The following is a 16,062-nucleotide window of genomic DNA, read 5'->3' as shown; positions in this document are numbered from 1 at the left end:
GTAGGTCAGCGACCGTGCAATCTATAAACGAACTATCACTTATGGGTTCGGATTGCCGTTGCAACTGGCTGCCGACGCTCTCACTCAGCGCTATTGGTGAATCGTCCCAGCCAATCTCTACAAGATGACCTTTAGACCGGAGAGGTCACTGACCGTCTGCTCCGATTGGCTTCAATGCCGGAGCTACAATTCGACGCCATTGCTTTTGCAGTCGCCGCTCCCTTTCCTGCGCGGCGCGACTGGCCCACAAATTAGGAAGCAAGTCCCGCTCCGAGTCCGACGCATACTCGACTCCCAGGTCCAGAAATTCTTTTGCAAGCTCCTTATCACCAAGGGGATCTTCTTTCCCAGTGAAGTGAGCGAGGGAAGCCTGCATGCCGAGATTAGTCATAGCTGGCGGGTATCCCTGATCTGCAGCCTTACGGATCCAGATAAGGCTTTGCGCGGCATCCTTCGGGACACCCTTTCCATGCTCATAGTCGTCACCGAGCATGAATGCGGCGTCACGTCGCCCCTGTTCAGCCGCTGTACGTTGCCAGAAGGAGGCCTGTACAGGATCCTTCGGTACGCCACGCCCCATCATGTAGAAGGTGGAGAGGACAAGTTGAGCATCAGCATATCTATGGTTAGCTGCGTTGATACACAGGTCCGCGGCACGCGTCATCTCGGCTGGTATGGTCCAGTCATCATCGGAAGCTGAGATAGCAGCAACAAGACATTGAGCTTCGGTCTGTCCTTGCCCGGCAGCCTGCTGAAATAGCCAGGTCGCCTGAGTCCGGTCTTTAGGCGTCCCCACACCAGTCAAATAGGCGACGGCGAGCGTAACCTCAGCGTCTGCATTGCCTTGGGCAGCAGCAGCGTAGGTCCGAGAGAAGGATTGTGACTCATCAGCCGCTTGCTCCACGAGCCCGTGCCACCATTTCCCGCCCCGATCATCATCGACAGGTGTAAGTTGTCCATGAACAAACATTGTCCTGAGGCGTGCCCGGGCTGCGGTTACGCCTTGCTCCGCAGCCTTTCTATACCAGACCACTGCTTCTGTCTCGTCTTTTTCTACGCCTCGGCCAACCTCGTAGCTTTGCGCGACGGCGTACTCGCCGTTAGCACTCCCCTGATCGGCCGCTTTTCGGAACAAGGCAAATGCTTGGGCATAGTTCTTCGATGGGCCCATCGTGTACTGCAGTCCATGCATCACTTCCGCCTCGGCGCCGCCCTCCTTTGCTTCCCCGTGCGCGCCCGCGTTAACAGCATTGTTCGTCTGGACCTGTGCACAGCCGCACGTCGCAGCAACTGCAATCGCCAGCCCCGCAACTGCGCTGCAATGATTCCGGATATTTTTTTTGGGCACCATTGAAATCTCGAACTGAAATGTGGGGTACCTAGTTATTGTCAGCCTCAGTCGGGCCAAATCTATCACGGCTTGACTCGATTCGAGTGGTGACAGCAGGAATCCGCCTCTGACCGTTCACTGTCCCGTGCGATTGACATATCCGCTATCTATGCACGGATCAGCGTCTCACCATGGAATACGTGATAGGGAGCCGACTCGAGGCTCATCCGCTCGGGGATTGGTAGCCCGTTTCCACAATAGTCGATCTCAACGTAGGTCAAATGACCCGAATCATTGGTGAACAAAAGTACTTCAAGCGATCGTGACTCGTCGGATTCGTTACGGTCCCGAAAGTCTGCTTCAAATACCAGGCCGTAACCGTGTCCCCGCGCCGATATTCCAGGAACGTCGTCAGGTGCAGCCATTGATAGCGCAAAACTGTTGCACCCGCATTCACAAAGCTCGCCGATTTCGGAGTTCGCAAATTGGGCGGCGAGCGCATCGCGATTGGGAAATTGACAGCGTTCGAGGATGAACGCAATCCAATAAGCTGCGCGGTTCAGATCATTTCGCATGTTGCGCCTATTCGCATTTAACCTGCACCCTGCTCCAGCAACTGACTCCAAAGACGCTGCGCAACGGGACCATGCGCGGCGTCGCGAAGCCGGGCCGCGTAGTGTTTGAACGTCGCGCCTTGCAAGTGCCGCCCCTCGAGTGACACAAGCCGCTTTTTCTCGAGATCGCCGGCGACGAGATGGTAAGGCATGTGCCCCCACGCGAGCCCCTGCACAATTAACTCGCGTTTCATCAACTGGTCGGGCACGGTGCAGGTTGGCGCGCCCTCGATCAGATAGTAGTTGGCGTCCGAAAACTGCTTGCTCGTATCGCGGATGATGCACTGAATATAGGGTCTCAAATCGGCTGGCGTGAGCGAGTCGGCCGTCAATGGCTTGATGTACCCAGGGGCTGCGACCGGAACCAACTTGACCTCGAACAATGCAACCGATTCGATCGCGGGCGACGGTTTGTCGATGTGATGAAATATCAAGTCACACTCGCCGTTCTGCAGCCGTTCCCAAGGGCCGCTAATCGCCTCGAACAGCAGCGTAAGACGCGTGCCGCGACTCGTCTCGAAGAACCGTTTGAGCGTGCCGAGGGTCTCGGTCAATGGACACAGGTCACCCACCACGACGCGTAACTCTGCCTCCTGTCCAGCAGCGAGCTGAGCCGCTTCGCGCCGCAGATTTTCATATTGACGAAGAAACTGCATCACGCGCTCGTGATACGCCGTGCCTTCTGCGGTCAGCGTGACACGGTATCCGGCCCGGTCTAGCAGGACCATTCCCACTTGAGCTTCAAGCGCCCTTACCGCCGCATGGACCGTTGGATGCGTTCGGTTTAGCCGCGCAGCGGCCGCGGCAAAGCTGCCTTCGGCAACCAGTGCTTCGAAGCACTGCAACTGTAAAAGCGTGGGCTCGTTCATTGTAGAGATGGCCTTCAGTCTTTGTCGAAAGAGAGTAATTTCTATCGACGAAGCTCGATCCTACCATTCAGTCTCCCAATGAGGAGATCGACATGAAAGCAATCGTGAGAAGCAAGTTTGGTGGTCCTGAGGTGCTTCAAATCGTGGAGAGGCCACGTCCCGTCCTCAAACCCGGCTGCGTCTTGATTCGCGTTCGGGCGTTTGGTCTGAACCGCGCCGAACTCTACATGCGGCGAGGATTATGGGGAGATGTAGCGGAAGTAAGTGGCATCGAATGTGTTGGGTCCGTGGTATCGGATGCAGCGGGGATCCTGCACGAGGGCCAGACGGTAGTCGCGCTGATGGGCGGAATGGGGCGAACGATCGACGGCAGCTATGCAGAATACGTCGTTGTACCCGCGACCAATGTCGTGGCCGTTGAAACGCCCCTCGACTGGGCAGAACTCGCCACGCTGCCGGAAGCTTACGCGGTCGCCTGGACGTGCCTTCACAGAGACCTCGAAGTAAAGTCCGGGCAGCGACTCGTCGTACGCGGGGGGACCTCGAGTCTCGGGCTGGCGGCGATCGATATCGGCGCCCAACTCGGTGCGGAGGTGATTGCGACGACGCGTCGGCCGGATTGCGAAGCCATGTTGCGCGCGCGGGGAGTCGCCCATGTAGTGACGAGCACAGGTGAGTTATGTGCAGCGCCCGGATGGCCTGGTGGTAAGGCCGACGCGGTGCTTGATCTGATCGGAAACAGCACTGTTCTCGACTCGCTCCGTGCGACACGTCGTGGCGGCCGTGTTTGCCTGGCCGGATTCCTGGGCGGCCTTACGCCACTCGCCGAGTTCGATCCGCTCGGCCAGATGCCAAGCGGCGTTCATCTGAGTTTTTTTGGGAGCTTCGTGTTTGGGGCTCCGGAATTCCCGCTGTCGGATGTGCCAATGCAGAAAATTGTGGAGCTGGGCGCAAGCGGTTTTTATCAAAGTCGACCCGCACGCATCTTCGGCCTATCCGAAGTACCGATTGCTCATGAATTGATGGAGCGTAATGAGGCCGTGGGGAAGTTTGTCGTCGTAGTTTAGGTTGGCAGTAGGAACGGCGAACGTCGGCGACGGGCATTATTTGTATTAGCCTGGACTGCACCTGACAGGTAGTCGGGCGAGTAAAGAAGGAAGGCGTTTTAGTGAGGGATCAGTTTCTCCCTGGCGAGCTCGAGCGAATCAAGGAAGGTTCGCATGGGTGTCTTGCCATAGCACCATCGTCCCTGATGTTCGCGCTCATTGTTGTACTGGTCAAGCCATGCATCCAGATCGGTCTGTAATGCCGGGATCGAGTCGTAGATCTTCCTACGGAAGGCGATGCGATAGAACTCGTTGAGCATGGTCTTGTGAAGCCGCTCGACAATGCCGTTGGTCTGCGGCGAACGGGCTTTGGTGCGGGTGTGATCGATGTTCTCGACGGCCAGATAGAGCTCGTATTCGTGGTGCTCGGGGTTGCCGCAGTATTCGGTGCCCCGATCGGTCAGCACGCGCGAGAGCGGAATGCCGTAGCTATCGAAGAACGGTACAACGCGATCGTTGAGCAAATCGGCTGCCGGCAGCGGCGTCTTGCGGTCGTAGAGTTTGGCGAACGCCACCTTCGAGTAGGTGTCGACGAAGGTCTGCTGGTAGACGCGGCCCACGCCCTTGAGCGTGCCGACATAGAAGGTGTCCTGGGCGCCGCAATAGCCGGGGCATTCCGATTCGAATTCACCGTGCGTTTCCTTTTCCAGTTTGGCACGTTCAAGCGCGGTGAGTTGCGATTCGGTCAGCACCAGTCCTTCCTGGGCGGACTTCGCCTCCAGCGCCTTCAGGCGCTTGTTCATGGTCTCGAGGTCGTGACGTAGCCAGATGCTGCGCACACCCTGCGGCGAGACGCTCAGGGCATGGCGCTTGAGTACCTCGTTGGCAATACGGATCTGGCCGTGGGCAGGCAGTTCCAGAGCCAGTTCTACCACCGCTGCCTCGACCTGCGGATCCACGCGGTTCTTCGGTAACGGACGATGGTGGGAGATTTCCTGCAGTGCGGCTTCGCCACCCTTATCGTACAGTTCCTTAAAACGGTAGAAGCTGTCGCGGGAATATCCCATTACGCGGCACGCCTGGCTGACATTGCCTAGCTGCCGGGCCAACTCGAGCATGCCGACCTTGGCGCGAATGACTTTCTGTTCCTGAGTCATGGTGGACTCCTTGCGGTTCGCCGCGCGCGTCACCGCTTCGGGCTACGCCCTCCGCGCCAACGCGCATCAGCACGAGAAACCGACCACTGTCAGATTTAGTCTAGTCCACTGCACATTATTCGACTTATCCCGCCGCAACGCGTCGCCTCACGCACTCTGCTGAACCCATTGACTCCGCCAACCCGGCGCCTCGAAAGGATCCGAAAAATACTGGGTCTCGTGAACAACCTTGCCGTTGCGGAACTCCATAATGCTTACCGTGTAAGCCGCTCGCCCCTGATAGTTGATGGAGTATTCCGTGACCCAGAGACTACCTTCTCCCTGAATTCGCCTGACCTCGAAGCCTGATGGCTTGCCTGGATGATGACCCCGAAGCGCCTGCAAATTAGCTCGCCCGAGGATTCGTTCGCCTGATTGCGGATACTCACAGATGGCGTCCTCATCGTAAATGTCGTGCTCCGCGTCGAGATCGCCGGTCGCTGACGCGCGCCAGTGGGCATTCAGTGCTTCACGTATCTGTTCCTCTTGCATGGCTTGCCTCCGGGTACTGTTCACGTCGATCTATTGCGTAATTCGCGGAATAAACCCCGGGCTACCCGTCTTGACGACTTCGTTGAACCTCTGCCTCGTCTCAATCCGGTTGATCTCATCGAACGCGTCTGCCGGAAGCGCGGAGATATCGAAATTCTCACGCGAGCGGGCCGCAGTTTTGGGGGTGGTAAGCAAAGCGCAGCCACGCTGGATCGCCCAGGCAAGCAGCACCTGTGCCGGCGTCTTTCCAATTCGCGCGGCGATCTGCGAGACGACGGGGTCCTCGAGTGGCCCCGGCCTGATTCCGTGACCCAATGGCGCAAAGGCCAAAAACACAATCTCTTTCGCTTTGCAGAATTCCAGAAGTTCCGTTTCTGGAAGATATGGATGTGCTTCGACCTGCACTACTGCCGGCTTGATTCGCGCCGATTCATAGAGAGGCTGTAGTTCGTTCAAGCCGATGTCAGACAGTCCGATGGCCCGGCATCTTCCATGGTCGACGAGATCTTCCATCGCCCTCCACGTGTCTTGCAACGTCACGCCTTGATCGTAAATGACGTTACCGTTTTCATCGCGCGGGTCCTGCTCATCCCCCGCCTGAAATGCAAAGGGAGTGTGTATCAGATAGAGATCAAGATAGTCGAGCCCCAGCCTTTCAAGACTTGCCTCGAAAGCCGGTTCAACACGCTCAGGCCGATGATTGGAGTTCCACAATTTTGTGGTCACGAAGATGTCTTCGCGTGCGATCCCTCCGGCAGCCAGCCCTATTCGCAGAGCCTCGCCGACCTCGCGCTCGTTTCGATATCGCTCGGCACAATCGAAGTGTCGATAGCCGGCCTCCAGCGCGTCTCTGGTGGCACTGGTCGTCGTAGCTGCGTCGGGAATCAGCGTGCCGAATCCGAGCGCGGGCATACGGCCGCCTCCGTGATTGAGCGCCAACTTTTTGCTTCTGAAATCGGAAGACTCAATCATGGCGACACCTCCGTGCTATTTCGTGCCCTAAGATGAAGGACCGACGCTCAGGCTTGCAATTGTGGTGCCAGGTGTATGAAGAGAAAATGTCAACGTACTCGAGTCGCTACTCGGCAGCCGTCATCAGGGTCAAACCGAGCACCAAACAGGTCTGCTCCTCGATCGAGTGTAGCAAACGAATCAGTGGGCGGCAGTGGAGGGCTTCTGAAAGGTTCAACCTAGCGCGGGGTCAATCTCTTTGCGTGTGATGCCGAATTTCGACATGCGAGTCCGGTGATCGGGAGAGCCCAGATACAAGCGAAGTTGCTCGTTCACGGCATTGAGCAATCGGCCGTTGTTCTTGTTAAACGAGAATGCCCCGGCCGGGGGGAGTTGCGTGCCATCCTTTTCGGTGTCGTGCTCAACGGCCTCGAATACCGCGCCACCGATTCGGTCAGCCAGTACGCGATTTCCCACTGCGGTGCTAGCGTAGGCGTCGATCGTTCCTGAGCGAAGCGCTTCGATTGCGTCGGATTGCTGTTCGAAGATGACGATCTGGTCCTCGCTCACGCCTGACGCTCTGGCTGACTCGCGTTGCACTTGTCCGGCAATGATGCCTAGCCGGGCATCGTGGCGTTCGGCAAGTAATGCGTAGCTATTGAGCCCTTTCGGATTTCCTGACCTGACCAGAAACCCATCGCCAATCGTCCACACGGGCAAACTGAAGGCAACCTGGCTAGCCCGTTCAGGCGTCACGAAGAGTGGAACGTTCATGTCCCAGCGGGCCGCCTCGACACCGGGCAGCAGTTCGCTGAACGTAGTCAAGCGATGCTCGATATGGGTGACGCCGATAGCCCGAAGGACGGCTTCCGCCAACTCAATGTCCGCCCCCGCCGCCTGATTTGATTCTGTCCAGCCAAATGGGGGTTCTTCGATGTACGCGATCACTACTTTCATTGCTTCGCCTCGCTTGCTAAAAGGGAACGGCCGGGATGCCGTTCTAACCGCTTGTTCGCCGATCCTAAGTGCGCTGGTGACTCGCCGGCGCCGAAAGTAGTTTTTGGCCTCGGTACAATCACGCGCAATATTGCATATCAAGGGCGATAGACTAATGGCAAATGCGGCAAACCATCCAGACGAAGGATTGACCACCGAACGCGTGATATTGCGAGCCGTCAGCGAGAATGATGCGAGCGCGTTGCAGGCGTACTACGCAGCCAATCGAATACATCTTCAGCCTTGGGAGCCTGCGCGGCAGGAAAGTTTTTTTGACCTGGATGCCATCACTGACAGGCTACGCGCAATGGCTCATCAAACCGCAACAGGAAACGCTCTTCATCTCGTGCTGTTCGAACGTGAAGGTGGTCAGTTGATCGGAGAGTGCAACTTCACCAATATCGTTAGAGGACCGTTCCAGGCGTGTCACCTTGGATTCTCTCTTGCGAAAGTGGTCGAAGGGAAAGGCCTGATGCGAGAGAGTCTCGCGGTAGCCATCCAGTATGTGTTCAGAAATATCGGCTTGCATCGCATCATGGCCAACTATCGACCGGAGAACGCTCGCAGCGAACACCTACTGGCTAGCCTTGGTTTCGAGAAGGAAGGCCTGGCCCGGTCGTACTTGAAGATCAATGGTGTCTGGGCCGATCACGTACTTACGTCGTTGGTCAATCCAGACGATCTTGCCGATCCCGTATCCAACTCCCGTATGCTGTGAATGGAACAATAACGCGGTCTTCAAAATGCGCGATCAGAAATCAACACGAGCAAGGCCCGTAACCTGTTTCGCCAACAGGCATTGGAAACAGCTGCGTAGATTCGCGGCTCCAATCTGCGTATTCGCCTGCACAGTCCTAACCGCTATTCCCGCGTATGCCGGCGAACTGCTGCAAGTGCCGGTACGAGGACCACAAACCGAAGCCATCTTCATCGAACAGCCCGCCAGCGCGCCGCCATGGGTCATCGTGTTATTTGCCGGAGATGACGGTGCGATCGCCCTCGGCGAAACCGGCCCGACGACAATGAGAGCAAATTTCCTCCTCCGGACCGCCGGATACTGGACTTCTGCGGGCGATGCGATTGCTATCGTCGATGCGCCATCCGATCAATCATCCGGCATGAATGACGCATTCCGTTTGAGCGAAACTCACGCTCAAGACCTGCACGTCATTGTCGCAGCGCTGAGGCAACGCTTTCCAGCTGCAAAAATCGCCCTCGTGGGCACCAGCCGGGGCACGATTTCGGTTGGCAATGTGCTCCAACGGGAACCACGGCTGGCCGACGCGTATGTACTAACTTCGCCCGTCACGATCGGCAGGCGTGGGGAGGCCGGGCTTTCGGGCATGCACTGGGACGTCAGCGCGACTCCGGTGCTGGTGGTGTCGAACGAAAATGACGGATGTCGGGTTTCACCGTTTAGCGCGGCACGCACGCTCGCCAAGGACAACCGGTTCCAGTTCCTGCCGGTATCAAGTAACGAACGCGGCGGGATTGGCGCCAATGAATGCGGGGCGAAGTCGCCACATGGCTTTCTTGGCATTGAGGCACAGGTGCTGTCCGCTGTCTCACGATGGCTGGAAGATCCGGGAACCGTGCCGCGCTAGCAGCTTGTCTCAATGCGGCTGTACGCGGCAGACAGAACCCGGCCCGATTGAGCCGCTCAGGCAACGGCAATCACCAGGCGCGGGTCCTGCGTTCTATCGGAACTGCAGCGGTATAAACAAGCTTATGCCAGGTGCCGACTCCGGAGCATAGACCACGGGTGGCGGCGCATACACATAGTCCTGGTTGCCGTAATAGTCGCCGCGACGATGGTCATCGCCGGGATGTTGATAGGCGTGCCGGTTGCCATGGTCCGACTGATGCCCCTGGTTATGCTGATAGTTGTTATTCGCGCCATGCTGCTCCTGGCCCTCGTGATTACCATTGCCGTTTCCGTTGCCGTTGCCGTTGCCTTCGCCAAAGGCAGGCGTCATGGACATGCCGCCAAAGGCCAATGCCAAACCAACTGCAATCGTGATTCCGGTATTCACCGAGCCCATGCACGCGGCTCTCACTCTTTGGATTTTCATGATGTACTCCTGTCTGCGATCCGGGACCTTACTGAGGTGCCAGTCCGCTTCCCGTTGCGGGTGTCTTGAGATCACCCTTTCTTTGCGGCGTGGTGGTGGTCAGTCTGGAAAATCAGATCAGCGTTCTTCTTCTGAACGTCGGACATGCTGTCGTAGAGTGCCTGAAACGCCGGAGTGAGCTTTCTGATGCCGTCCGCATGGGCATCGGCAATCTGGCTATAGGACTTGAGATCGTCGACAGCGGTCATGCTATTGGCTTGACTGGTTCGTGCCTGTCTGAGCGAGTCCATCGTTCCCGCATTGTCACGCATGACCTGAGCAACCTTTTGCCAAAGTTCTTCCTGCGCCGCGGTGATCTGCAGCCTCGTGTGAAGTCCGCTGATGCGCGTATCGATCTGGCTATGGGCGGCAACGTTCATCACGCTTGCACGTGGTTGAGTCTGGGTGGGGGAGGCAGCGCTCGCAGGATTGGCGAATGCCGTTATCGCGAGAAAAACCGCTATCGCGAACGCCGGCGCGGGTCGCGGTTGGAATGGGGTGGCAACGAGTCTCATGATCGGTCTCCAAAGGAGTTCGATGGACTCGCGAAGGGATTATCGTCAGTGCAGCGAATTCGATCGAACAGATCATTTGTGCGCCGACTCCCGACGGGCGTCTGTCCGGTGCCGTACCGACTCCTTCGTCCATTGAACTCATGCTGTCGCGATGGAAGCAGCGCTCAAGGAGCGAGGTGATGAACAAAGACCAGATGCAGGGATGGATAAGAGAGATCACGGGCAAGCTGCGTACCGGCCTGGGCAAGACCATCGGAAGCCGGAGGGTCGCGTGGAGGGGGCGCGTCGAGCAGGTCGTCGGCAAGACGCAGGCATCGTATGGCGATGCCAAGGCGCGCTTCAGGAAACGCTAGTAATCGGCCGATGCGCCGCATGTTGCAATACGTTAGCGCGCCATGACCCCGCTCCTCCGCTCCGCTTAAAGCCGAACGACGTCGACGATGGCATCGGCAAATGCCTTCGGCGCTTCCTGTGGCAGGTTATGTCCGATGCCGCCGTCGATGTTCCGGTGCTGATACTTGCCGGTGAATTTCTTCGCGTACGCTGCCGGCTCGGGATGCGGAGCACCGTTGGCGTCGCCCTCCATCGTGATGGTCGGAACCGAAATGGTCGGCCCCTTCGCCAGCCGCGCTTCGAGCTCGTCGTATTGCGGCTCGCCCTTAACCAGCCCCAGACGCCAGCGGTAGTTGTGAATCACCACCGCGACGTGATCGGGATTCTTGAAGGACTCAGCCGAGCGGTCGTACGTCGCATCGTCGAAATTCCATTTCGGCGACGCGAGACGCCAGATCAGCTTGTTGAAGTCGTGGCGGTTCGCTTCGTAACCTGCGTGGCCACGCTCCGTGGCGAAATAGAATTGATACCACCAGGCCAGCTCAGCCTTCGGCGGCAGCGGCGCCCGGTTGGCTTCCTGACTGCCGATCAGATAACCGCTGACCGACACCATCGCCTGGCATCGCTGCGGCCACAGCGCAGCGATAATATTCGCCGTACGCGCGCCCCAATCGAAAGCGCCAAAAATGGCTTTGTCGATCTTCAATGCATCCATCAACGCGATGATGTCGACGGCAACCACCGCTTGCTGACCGTTGCGCGGCGTATCCGCGGACAGGAACCGTGTCGAACCATAGCCCCGCAGATACGGCACGATGACGCGATAGCCAGCGGCTGCCAGTAACGGCGTGACTTCGGCGAAGCTGTAGATATCGTAGGGCCAACCGTGCAGCAGGATCACCACCGGTCCATTCTGCGGACCCGCTTCCGCATAGCCCACGTTGAGGGTTCCGGCATTGACCTGGCGAATGTTGTCGAACGAAACGACACGCGTTGCAGCGTTCGTGCCGGCCGACTGCGCCTTGGCGAGCCCGCTCAAACCCAACTCCATCAAGCTGATACCAGCAACTGTCGTCCCAAGCAGACGACGACGTCGGGTATTGATCTGATCCGGCATCGCGGATTCTCCTCAAAGGTTAGCTGCAGAAGCGCAGGACATGTCCGGCCTGCGAAGCCAGACGATCTGGCCTGGAATCATTAAAGCCCGTGGACGTATCTGGCGTATGTCTGCGAAAAGCGTCAGTGAAACCTTATGTATTTACCGAGGGTGCAGATACATTGGGATACAGAGACAGGGGTAGTTGACGTTCATCGACGAACAAGTACGGCATACAACGCCATCGGCGAGCGATCGGAATCTAGCCGGCGCCTTTCAGCACGAGTGTGGCTTCAAGACCGCCATCGGGCCGGTTCTGCAACGACAGTGTCGCGTCCATCGCCAAAGCGAGTTGCCGCGCAATTGCGAGGCCCAAGCCGGTACCGCCGGTTCCGCGATTGCGCGATCCTTCCAGCCGATAGAACGGCTCGAACACCGCTTCGAGCGACTCATCCGGAATTCCCGGCCCACGATCGAGCACGGAGACCCTCACGTGCCCGTTCTGCGAGGCAACCCTGATCTCGGCAGCACCGCCGAACTTCAGCGCGTTATCGACGAGATTGCCCACGATCCGGCGCAACGCCTGAGGACGCGTCACCAGTGCAGTGTCGATTCGACCGTGTAGCGAAACGTCCTTGCCGGCATCCATGTAGTCGAGCACCAGGCTGTCGAACAGCGCGTCCGGATCGATACGCAGAGGTGCCTCGCTGGCGCCGTGCATCGTGCGCGCGTACGTGACGCCTTCCTTGACCATCGTTTCCATTTCCTGCAGGTCCTGCTGCAGCTTGGTGCCCTCTGGGCTCTCGTCCATCACGTCGACGCGCAATCGCATGCGGGTAATCGGCGTTTGCAGGTCGTGCGAAATCGCCGCGAGGATCTGCAAGCGCTCGGTCATGTACAGCCTGATGCGGTCCTGCATGGCGTTGAACGCTTTCGCCGCCCGCGCCACTTCGTCCGGGCCGTCTTCCGGCAGGCGCTCCGCCTTAAGGTCGGGGCCCAGGGTATCCGCCGCTCGCGCCAAATGGCTCAACGGGCGCGTTGCCAACCGTACGGCGAGCCAGCAGCACGCGGCCAGCACCACCAGTTGCAGCACCAGCAACCACGACAACCACGGCGACAGCGGCGCGCCCGGCATAGGGCGATAGTCGATCGTCAGCGGCGTGCCGTCACTCAACTGCAGATGAACCTGCAGGCGGTCCGGATCGCCGGGGACGGCGTTGGCCGTGAGCGGATAGCGCTTGCCGATACCGTCCGCGATAGATTGCGCGACTCTCGCTGAGAGCTTCGCATCCGGAGGAGCGCCGGCGACCCCTGGCCCGAGATTGAAGGTATAGGTACGCCGCGCCAGCCTCGGCAGCCATTCAGCCCGTTCGTTAGCAGGCAAATGATCGAGCAGCGCGACGGAACTGGTGACCTCGCGTTCGATGTAACCCATCATCACGTTCGTCATGGTCTGGTCCCGCTCAGTCATGGTGAGCCAGACCGACAGCGTTTGCACCAGCGCAAGGCTGACAAAAAGAATCAGCGCAAGCCGCGCGAACAGCGTGCGCGGCCAACGCAGCAATGTATTCAGCTTCATGGCGTGCCTTCGATCATGGTCACCGCCGCCGAAAATACATATCCCTCGCTACGCAGCGTCTTGATGTACCGAGGCTCGCGTGCGGTGTCCTGCAAGCGCTGCCGCAAACGGCTGACCAGCAGATCGATCGAGCGGTCGAACGCATCGGCCTGGCGGCCCTGGGTCAGATTAAGCAACTGATCCCGTGTGAGCACGCGCTGCGGATGATCGAGGAACACGCGCAGCAAGCGGTACTCCGCGCCGCTCAAGGCCACCATGGTGCCCTCGGCGTCGAGCAGATGACGCGCCGTGGTGTCGAGACGCCAGTCGCCGAAGGCGATCATCGGCGCGGTTTCCGTCACCTGCATGCCGGGCGGCAACATCCTGGCGCGACGCAACACGGAGCGGATGCGCGCCAGCAGTTCACGCACCGCAAACGGCTTGGACAAGTAATCGTCCGCGCCCATTTCCAAGCCGACGATCCGATCCGTCTCCTCGCTGCGGGCGGTCAGCATCAGGACCGGCACCGCGCGAAACTTGCCGGCGCGCAATTCCCGGCACAGCACGAGACCGTCCTCGCCGGGCATCATCAGATCGAGCACGATCAGATCAGGCGCGCCCTGTTCGAGGACCGTGCGCATCTGCCGGCCGTTGGCGGCCAGCGAAACGCGCATGCCGTTCTTCTCGAGATAGGTGGCAAGCAATTCACGGATGCCGCGATCGTCGTCGACGATCAGGACGTGGTCGGTAGTTTCCATCAACGGATCAATCCTTTCGACGATTGACGCGCACCCGGTTCACGTTGATCAGCGAACAGTGCACGGGGTGTGCCAGTTCCGCCGCCAATCCGCCCGCGAGGAAGGCGAGAATTGTCATGAGCCGTCTCATGCATCCTCCACGACGGACAGGCTGGCGCCATTGGCTACGCTCGCCTCCAGCGTATACGGGTCGACACCCTCCAGGCAACCGATGTTGACCCGCCACAGTTGCGGATCTCTACGCGTCTGATGGAATGGATAAATACCGCAGTGCTTGCAGAAATAGTGCTTCGCCGTGCGCGTATTGAACTGATAGAGCGTCAGCGCTTCCTCACCCTTCAGGATTTTCAGTTCACCCGCGGCAAACGGCGGCGTCATCAGCGCACCCTTGCGCCGGCACAGGCTGCAATTGCAACGCCCAGCAGGCTGGACATCGGTACGGACTTCAAATTTCACGGTCCCGCAATGGCAGGATCCTTGCAGCAGTTCGGTACTCATGTGGCTTCTCCACGGTAGGAATGGCTGCTTTATAGCCTGGTACGCGCGACGCTTTGTATCCCAATGTATCTGGACCTTCCCCTGACACAAAACATTGCACCCACACCGCTCCGGCGACACAAGCCAGATACGAACGGGCGTTCAAATGCACCCATGCCAACCACTGGAATGCCTGAGGCGACGTACGGGCCCATGCCCGGATCGCCGCTCTGCTCTCCTATCTGAAAGGACGCTGACATGCTCTCCCGACTCAAAACCACCGCTACCGTCGCCCTGTTCGCCGCCACGGTGGCAGCCGGCGCCGCCGCAATCGCAACGCTCGTTGCAAGTCCCACGGCCAGCGCTGCTGCCGGTCCCGTCGCAAACCAGCTCGATAACAACACCACCGCGCCGGATTTCACCGGCATCGACAAATGGCTCAATAGCGATCCCCTGACTCTGCAGCAGTTGCGCGGCAAGGTCGTGCTGGTCGACTTCTGGACCTACACCTGCATCAACTGCATCCACGTGCTGCCCTACGTCAAGACCTGGAATCAGAAGTACAAGGACCAGGGCCTGGCGGTGGTCGGCGTCCACACACCCGAGTATCCGTTCGAGCGCAGCACGGACAACGTCAAGACGGCGATCAAGCGCTTCGGCATTACGTTCCCGGTCGCGCAGGACAACAACTACGCAACATGGCGCGCCTACGACAACCAATATTGGCCCGCGTTTTATCTGGTCGACAAGAAAGGGCACATTGCCTACACGCACTTCGGCGAAGGTGACTACGAACAGACCGAAGCGAAGATCAAGGCCTTGCTCGCGGAAAACCCGTGATTCGTATCGCAATGTGCCTGGGCTGATCAATCAGTCACGTCCGCCCGGCACGATCTCGCGGCTGAACGCATCCACCGCGCGAATCAAGCTCTGGGCGGCCAGCTTAACCAGCGCGCCGCCCTTCTCCTGAGATGCCTGAGCTGGATCGGAGCCCATCCGTCCGTCGGGATAACGCGCGCGGAACTCGAGCGCCTCGCGAATCGGCCCGGACGGCGCGATCTGCGGAGCGTAGCGGGCGGTCTTGATCGTCTCGGGAAGCGCCCACTGAGTGATGGCGATCTCGGAGGGCGTCGCATGCACGCCATGACCTTCGGGAAACTGCTCGCGCGCCAACTCGCCGACGCCTTCGAGATCCCACCAGTTGCATAGCTTCAGTGCGAACCCCAAGCGGCGCCGCGCGAAACTCGCCTCGGCATAGATCTCGGAGAAAGCGGCTTCAATCGACGCGATGTTGCCGCCGTGGCCGTTCAGAAACAGGATCTTCTCGAAGCCATGAACTGCAAGCGAGCGCGTCCAATCACCAATGGCTGCAATGAAGGTCGATGGCCGCAACGAGATGGTTCCTGGAAAGCCCAGGTGATGCTGCGCCATGCCGATGTTAAAAGTCGGCGCAATCAGGATGTCCGCACTCTTCTCGGCTTCGTGCGCGATGATTTCCGGACACAGCCAGTCGGTGCCCAGAAGACCGGTGGGGCCGTGCTGCTCGTTCGAGCCGATAGGAACGACGATCGAACGGCTTCGCTCCAGGTATTGCCCCACTTCGGCCCATGTCGACAGGTGTAAAAGCATTTGAAGTCCTTTGCTTCGCCGCGTCCCGCAGGAACGCGGCGCATTGGGTTGACTGCTGCTCCTCGACGACGCCTGCGGGTGACTGTCGAGG

Annotated in this window: 19 protein-coding genes; 5 read left to right on the top strand and 14 right to left on the bottom strand. The window is 58.9% G+C overall.

What is annotated here, in order from left to right; translation table 11 throughout:
- Positions 1–145 precede the first annotated feature (145 nt).
- The 3 genes from KHO33_RS11835 to KHO33_RS11825 form a co-directional block, all read right to left on the bottom strand.
- Complete coding sequence (locus tag KHO33_RS11835; RefSeq protein WP_200565037.1) at positions 146–1,351, bottom strand: tetratricopeptide repeat protein; 1,206 nt, start codon at positions 1,349–1,351, stop codon at positions 146–148.
- A 146-nt stretch (positions 1,352–1,497) separates the two neighbouring features.
- Positions 1,498–1,905: a hypothetical protein gene (locus KHO33_RS11830; RefSeq protein WP_128575964.1), complete on the bottom strand. Its 408-nt coding sequence runs from the start codon at positions 1,903–1,905 to the stop codon at positions 1,498–1,500.
- A gap of 17 nt (positions 1,906–1,922) precedes the next feature.
- A complete protein-coding gene (locus KHO33_RS11825) occupies positions 1,923–2,813 on the bottom strand; it encodes a LysR family transcriptional regulator (RefSeq protein WP_054033489.1) in 891 nt (296 codons plus the stop codon).
- Positions 2,814–2,905: 92 nt separating this feature from the next.
- On the opposite strand from KHO33_RS11825, the gene KHO33_RS11820 reads away from it, so the two are divergent.
- The gene (locus tag KHO33_RS11820; protein ID WP_054033491.1) at positions 2,906–3,880 is read left to right on the top strand and encodes a zinc-binding dehydrogenase; all 975 of its coding nucleotides are present in this window, start codon (positions 2,906–2,908) and stop codon (positions 3,878–3,880) included.
- Positions 3,881–3,978: 98 nt separating this feature from the next.
- Here KHO33_RS11820 and KHO33_RS11815 read toward each other — a convergent pair whose 3' ends face one another.
- The 4 genes from KHO33_RS11815 to KHO33_RS11800 all read right to left on the bottom strand — a co-directional run bounded on the left by KHO33_RS11815 (position 3,979) and on the right by KHO33_RS11800 (position 7,455).
- Positions 3,979–5,016, bottom strand: coding sequence for an IS481 family transposase (locus KHO33_RS11815; protein WP_200565038.1), 1,038 nt, complete (start codon positions 5,014–5,016; stop codon positions 3,979–3,981).
- A 147-nt stretch (positions 5,017–5,163) separates the two neighbouring features.
- Positions 5,164–5,547, bottom strand: coding sequence for a nuclear transport factor 2 family protein (locus tag KHO33_RS11810; protein ID WP_200565039.1), 384 nt, complete (start codon positions 5,545–5,547; stop codon positions 5,164–5,166).
- A 30-nt stretch (positions 5,548–5,577) separates the two neighbouring features.
- Entirely contained in the window at positions 5,578–6,519 is a 942-nt protein-coding gene (locus tag KHO33_RS11805; protein WP_200565040.1) for an aldo/keto reductase, read from the bottom strand.
- A gap of 213 nt (positions 6,520–6,732) precedes the next feature.
- The gene (locus tag KHO33_RS11800) at positions 6,733–7,455 is read right to left on the bottom strand and encodes a transporter substrate-binding domain-containing protein (protein ID WP_200565041.1); all 723 of its coding nucleotides are present in this window, start codon (positions 7,453–7,455) and stop codon (positions 6,733–6,735) included.
- A 154-nt stretch (positions 7,456–7,609) separates the two neighbouring features.
- Here KHO33_RS11800 and rimJ point away from each other — a divergent pair, with 154 nt between their 5' ends.
- The gene (gene rimJ, locus KHO33_RS11795) at positions 7,610–8,212 is read left to right on the top strand and encodes a ribosomal protein S5-alanine N-acetyltransferase (RefSeq protein WP_054033495.1); all 603 of its coding nucleotides are present in this window, start codon (positions 7,610–7,612) and stop codon (positions 8,210–8,212) included.
- A 25-nt stretch (positions 8,213–8,237) separates the two neighbouring features.
- Positions 8,238–9,098, top strand: coding sequence for an alpha/beta hydrolase family protein (locus KHO33_RS11790; protein WP_200565042.1), 861 nt, complete (start codon positions 8,238–8,240; stop codon positions 9,096–9,098).
- Between the two features lie 93 nt (positions 9,099–9,191).
- Here the strand turns inward: KHO33_RS11790 and KHO33_RS11785 are convergent, their stop codons facing one another.
- The gene (locus tag KHO33_RS11785) at positions 9,192–9,566 is read right to left on the bottom strand and encodes a hypothetical protein (RefSeq protein WP_200565043.1); all 375 of its coding nucleotides are present in this window, start codon (positions 9,564–9,566) and stop codon (positions 9,192–9,194) included.
- 71 nt (positions 9,567–9,637) lie between these two features.
- Positions 9,638–10,120 (bottom strand): Spy/CpxP family protein refolding chaperone, encoded by a 483-nt coding sequence (locus KHO33_RS11780; protein ID WP_234475225.1) that lies wholly within the window; start codon positions 10,118–10,120, stop codon positions 9,638–9,640.
- Positions 10,121–10,299: 179 nt separating this feature from the next.
- On the opposite strand from KHO33_RS11780, the gene KHO33_RS11775 reads away from it, so the two are divergent.
- The gene (locus KHO33_RS11775) at positions 10,300–10,473 is read left to right on the top strand and encodes a CsbD family protein (RefSeq protein ID WP_054034219.1); all 174 of its coding nucleotides are present in this window, start codon (positions 10,300–10,302) and stop codon (positions 10,471–10,473) included.
- Positions 10,474–10,538: 65 nt separating this feature from the next.
- Here the strand turns inward: KHO33_RS11775 and KHO33_RS11770 are convergent, their stop codons facing one another.
- The 4 genes from KHO33_RS11770 to KHO33_RS11755 all read right to left on the bottom strand — a co-directional run bounded on the left by KHO33_RS11770 (position 10,539) and on the right by KHO33_RS11755 (position 14,363).
- Positions 10,539–11,570, bottom strand: coding sequence for an alpha/beta fold hydrolase (locus KHO33_RS11770; protein WP_200565044.1), 1,032 nt, complete (start codon positions 11,568–11,570; stop codon positions 10,539–10,541).
- Between the two features lie 241 nt (positions 11,571–11,811).
- Positions 11,812–13,128, bottom strand: a complete 1,317-nt coding sequence (locus KHO33_RS11765; RefSeq protein WP_200565045.1) for a sensor histidine kinase — start codon at positions 13,126–13,128, stop codon at positions 11,812–11,814.
- Positions 13,125–13,865: a response regulator gene (locus KHO33_RS11760; RefSeq protein ID WP_054033505.1), complete on the bottom strand. Its 741-nt coding sequence runs from the start codon at positions 13,863–13,865 to the stop codon at positions 13,125–13,127. Before KHO33_RS11760 ends, KHO33_RS11765 begins: the two co-directional genes overlap by 4 nt.
- 126 nt (positions 13,866–13,991) lie before the next feature.
- A complete protein-coding gene (locus tag KHO33_RS11755; RefSeq protein WP_054033507.1) occupies positions 13,992–14,363 on the bottom strand; it encodes a GFA family protein in 372 nt (123 codons plus the stop codon).
- A gap of 237 nt (positions 14,364–14,600) precedes the next feature.
- On the opposite strand from KHO33_RS11755, the gene KHO33_RS11750 reads away from it, so the two are divergent.
- Complete coding sequence (locus KHO33_RS11750) at positions 14,601–15,182, top strand: thioredoxin family protein (RefSeq protein WP_054033509.1); 582 nt, start codon at positions 14,601–14,603, stop codon at positions 15,180–15,182.
- A gap of 30 nt (positions 15,183–15,212) precedes the next feature.
- Here the strand turns inward: KHO33_RS11750 and KHO33_RS11745 are convergent, their stop codons facing one another.
- Entirely contained in the window at positions 15,213–15,971 is a 759-nt protein-coding gene (locus tag KHO33_RS11745) for a creatininase family protein (RefSeq protein ID WP_054033511.1), read from the bottom strand.
- Between the last annotated feature and the right edge of the window lie 91 nt (positions 15,972–16,062).

It is taken from the genome of Paraburkholderia nemoris (assembly GCF_905221015.1).
GTDB lineage: Bacteria > Pseudomonadota > Gammaproteobacteria > Burkholderiales > Burkholderiaceae > Paraburkholderia > Paraburkholderia nemoris.
The sequence above is the reverse complement of the archived record's forward strand: the minus strand, read 5'-3'. Positions and strand labels throughout refer to the sequence as shown.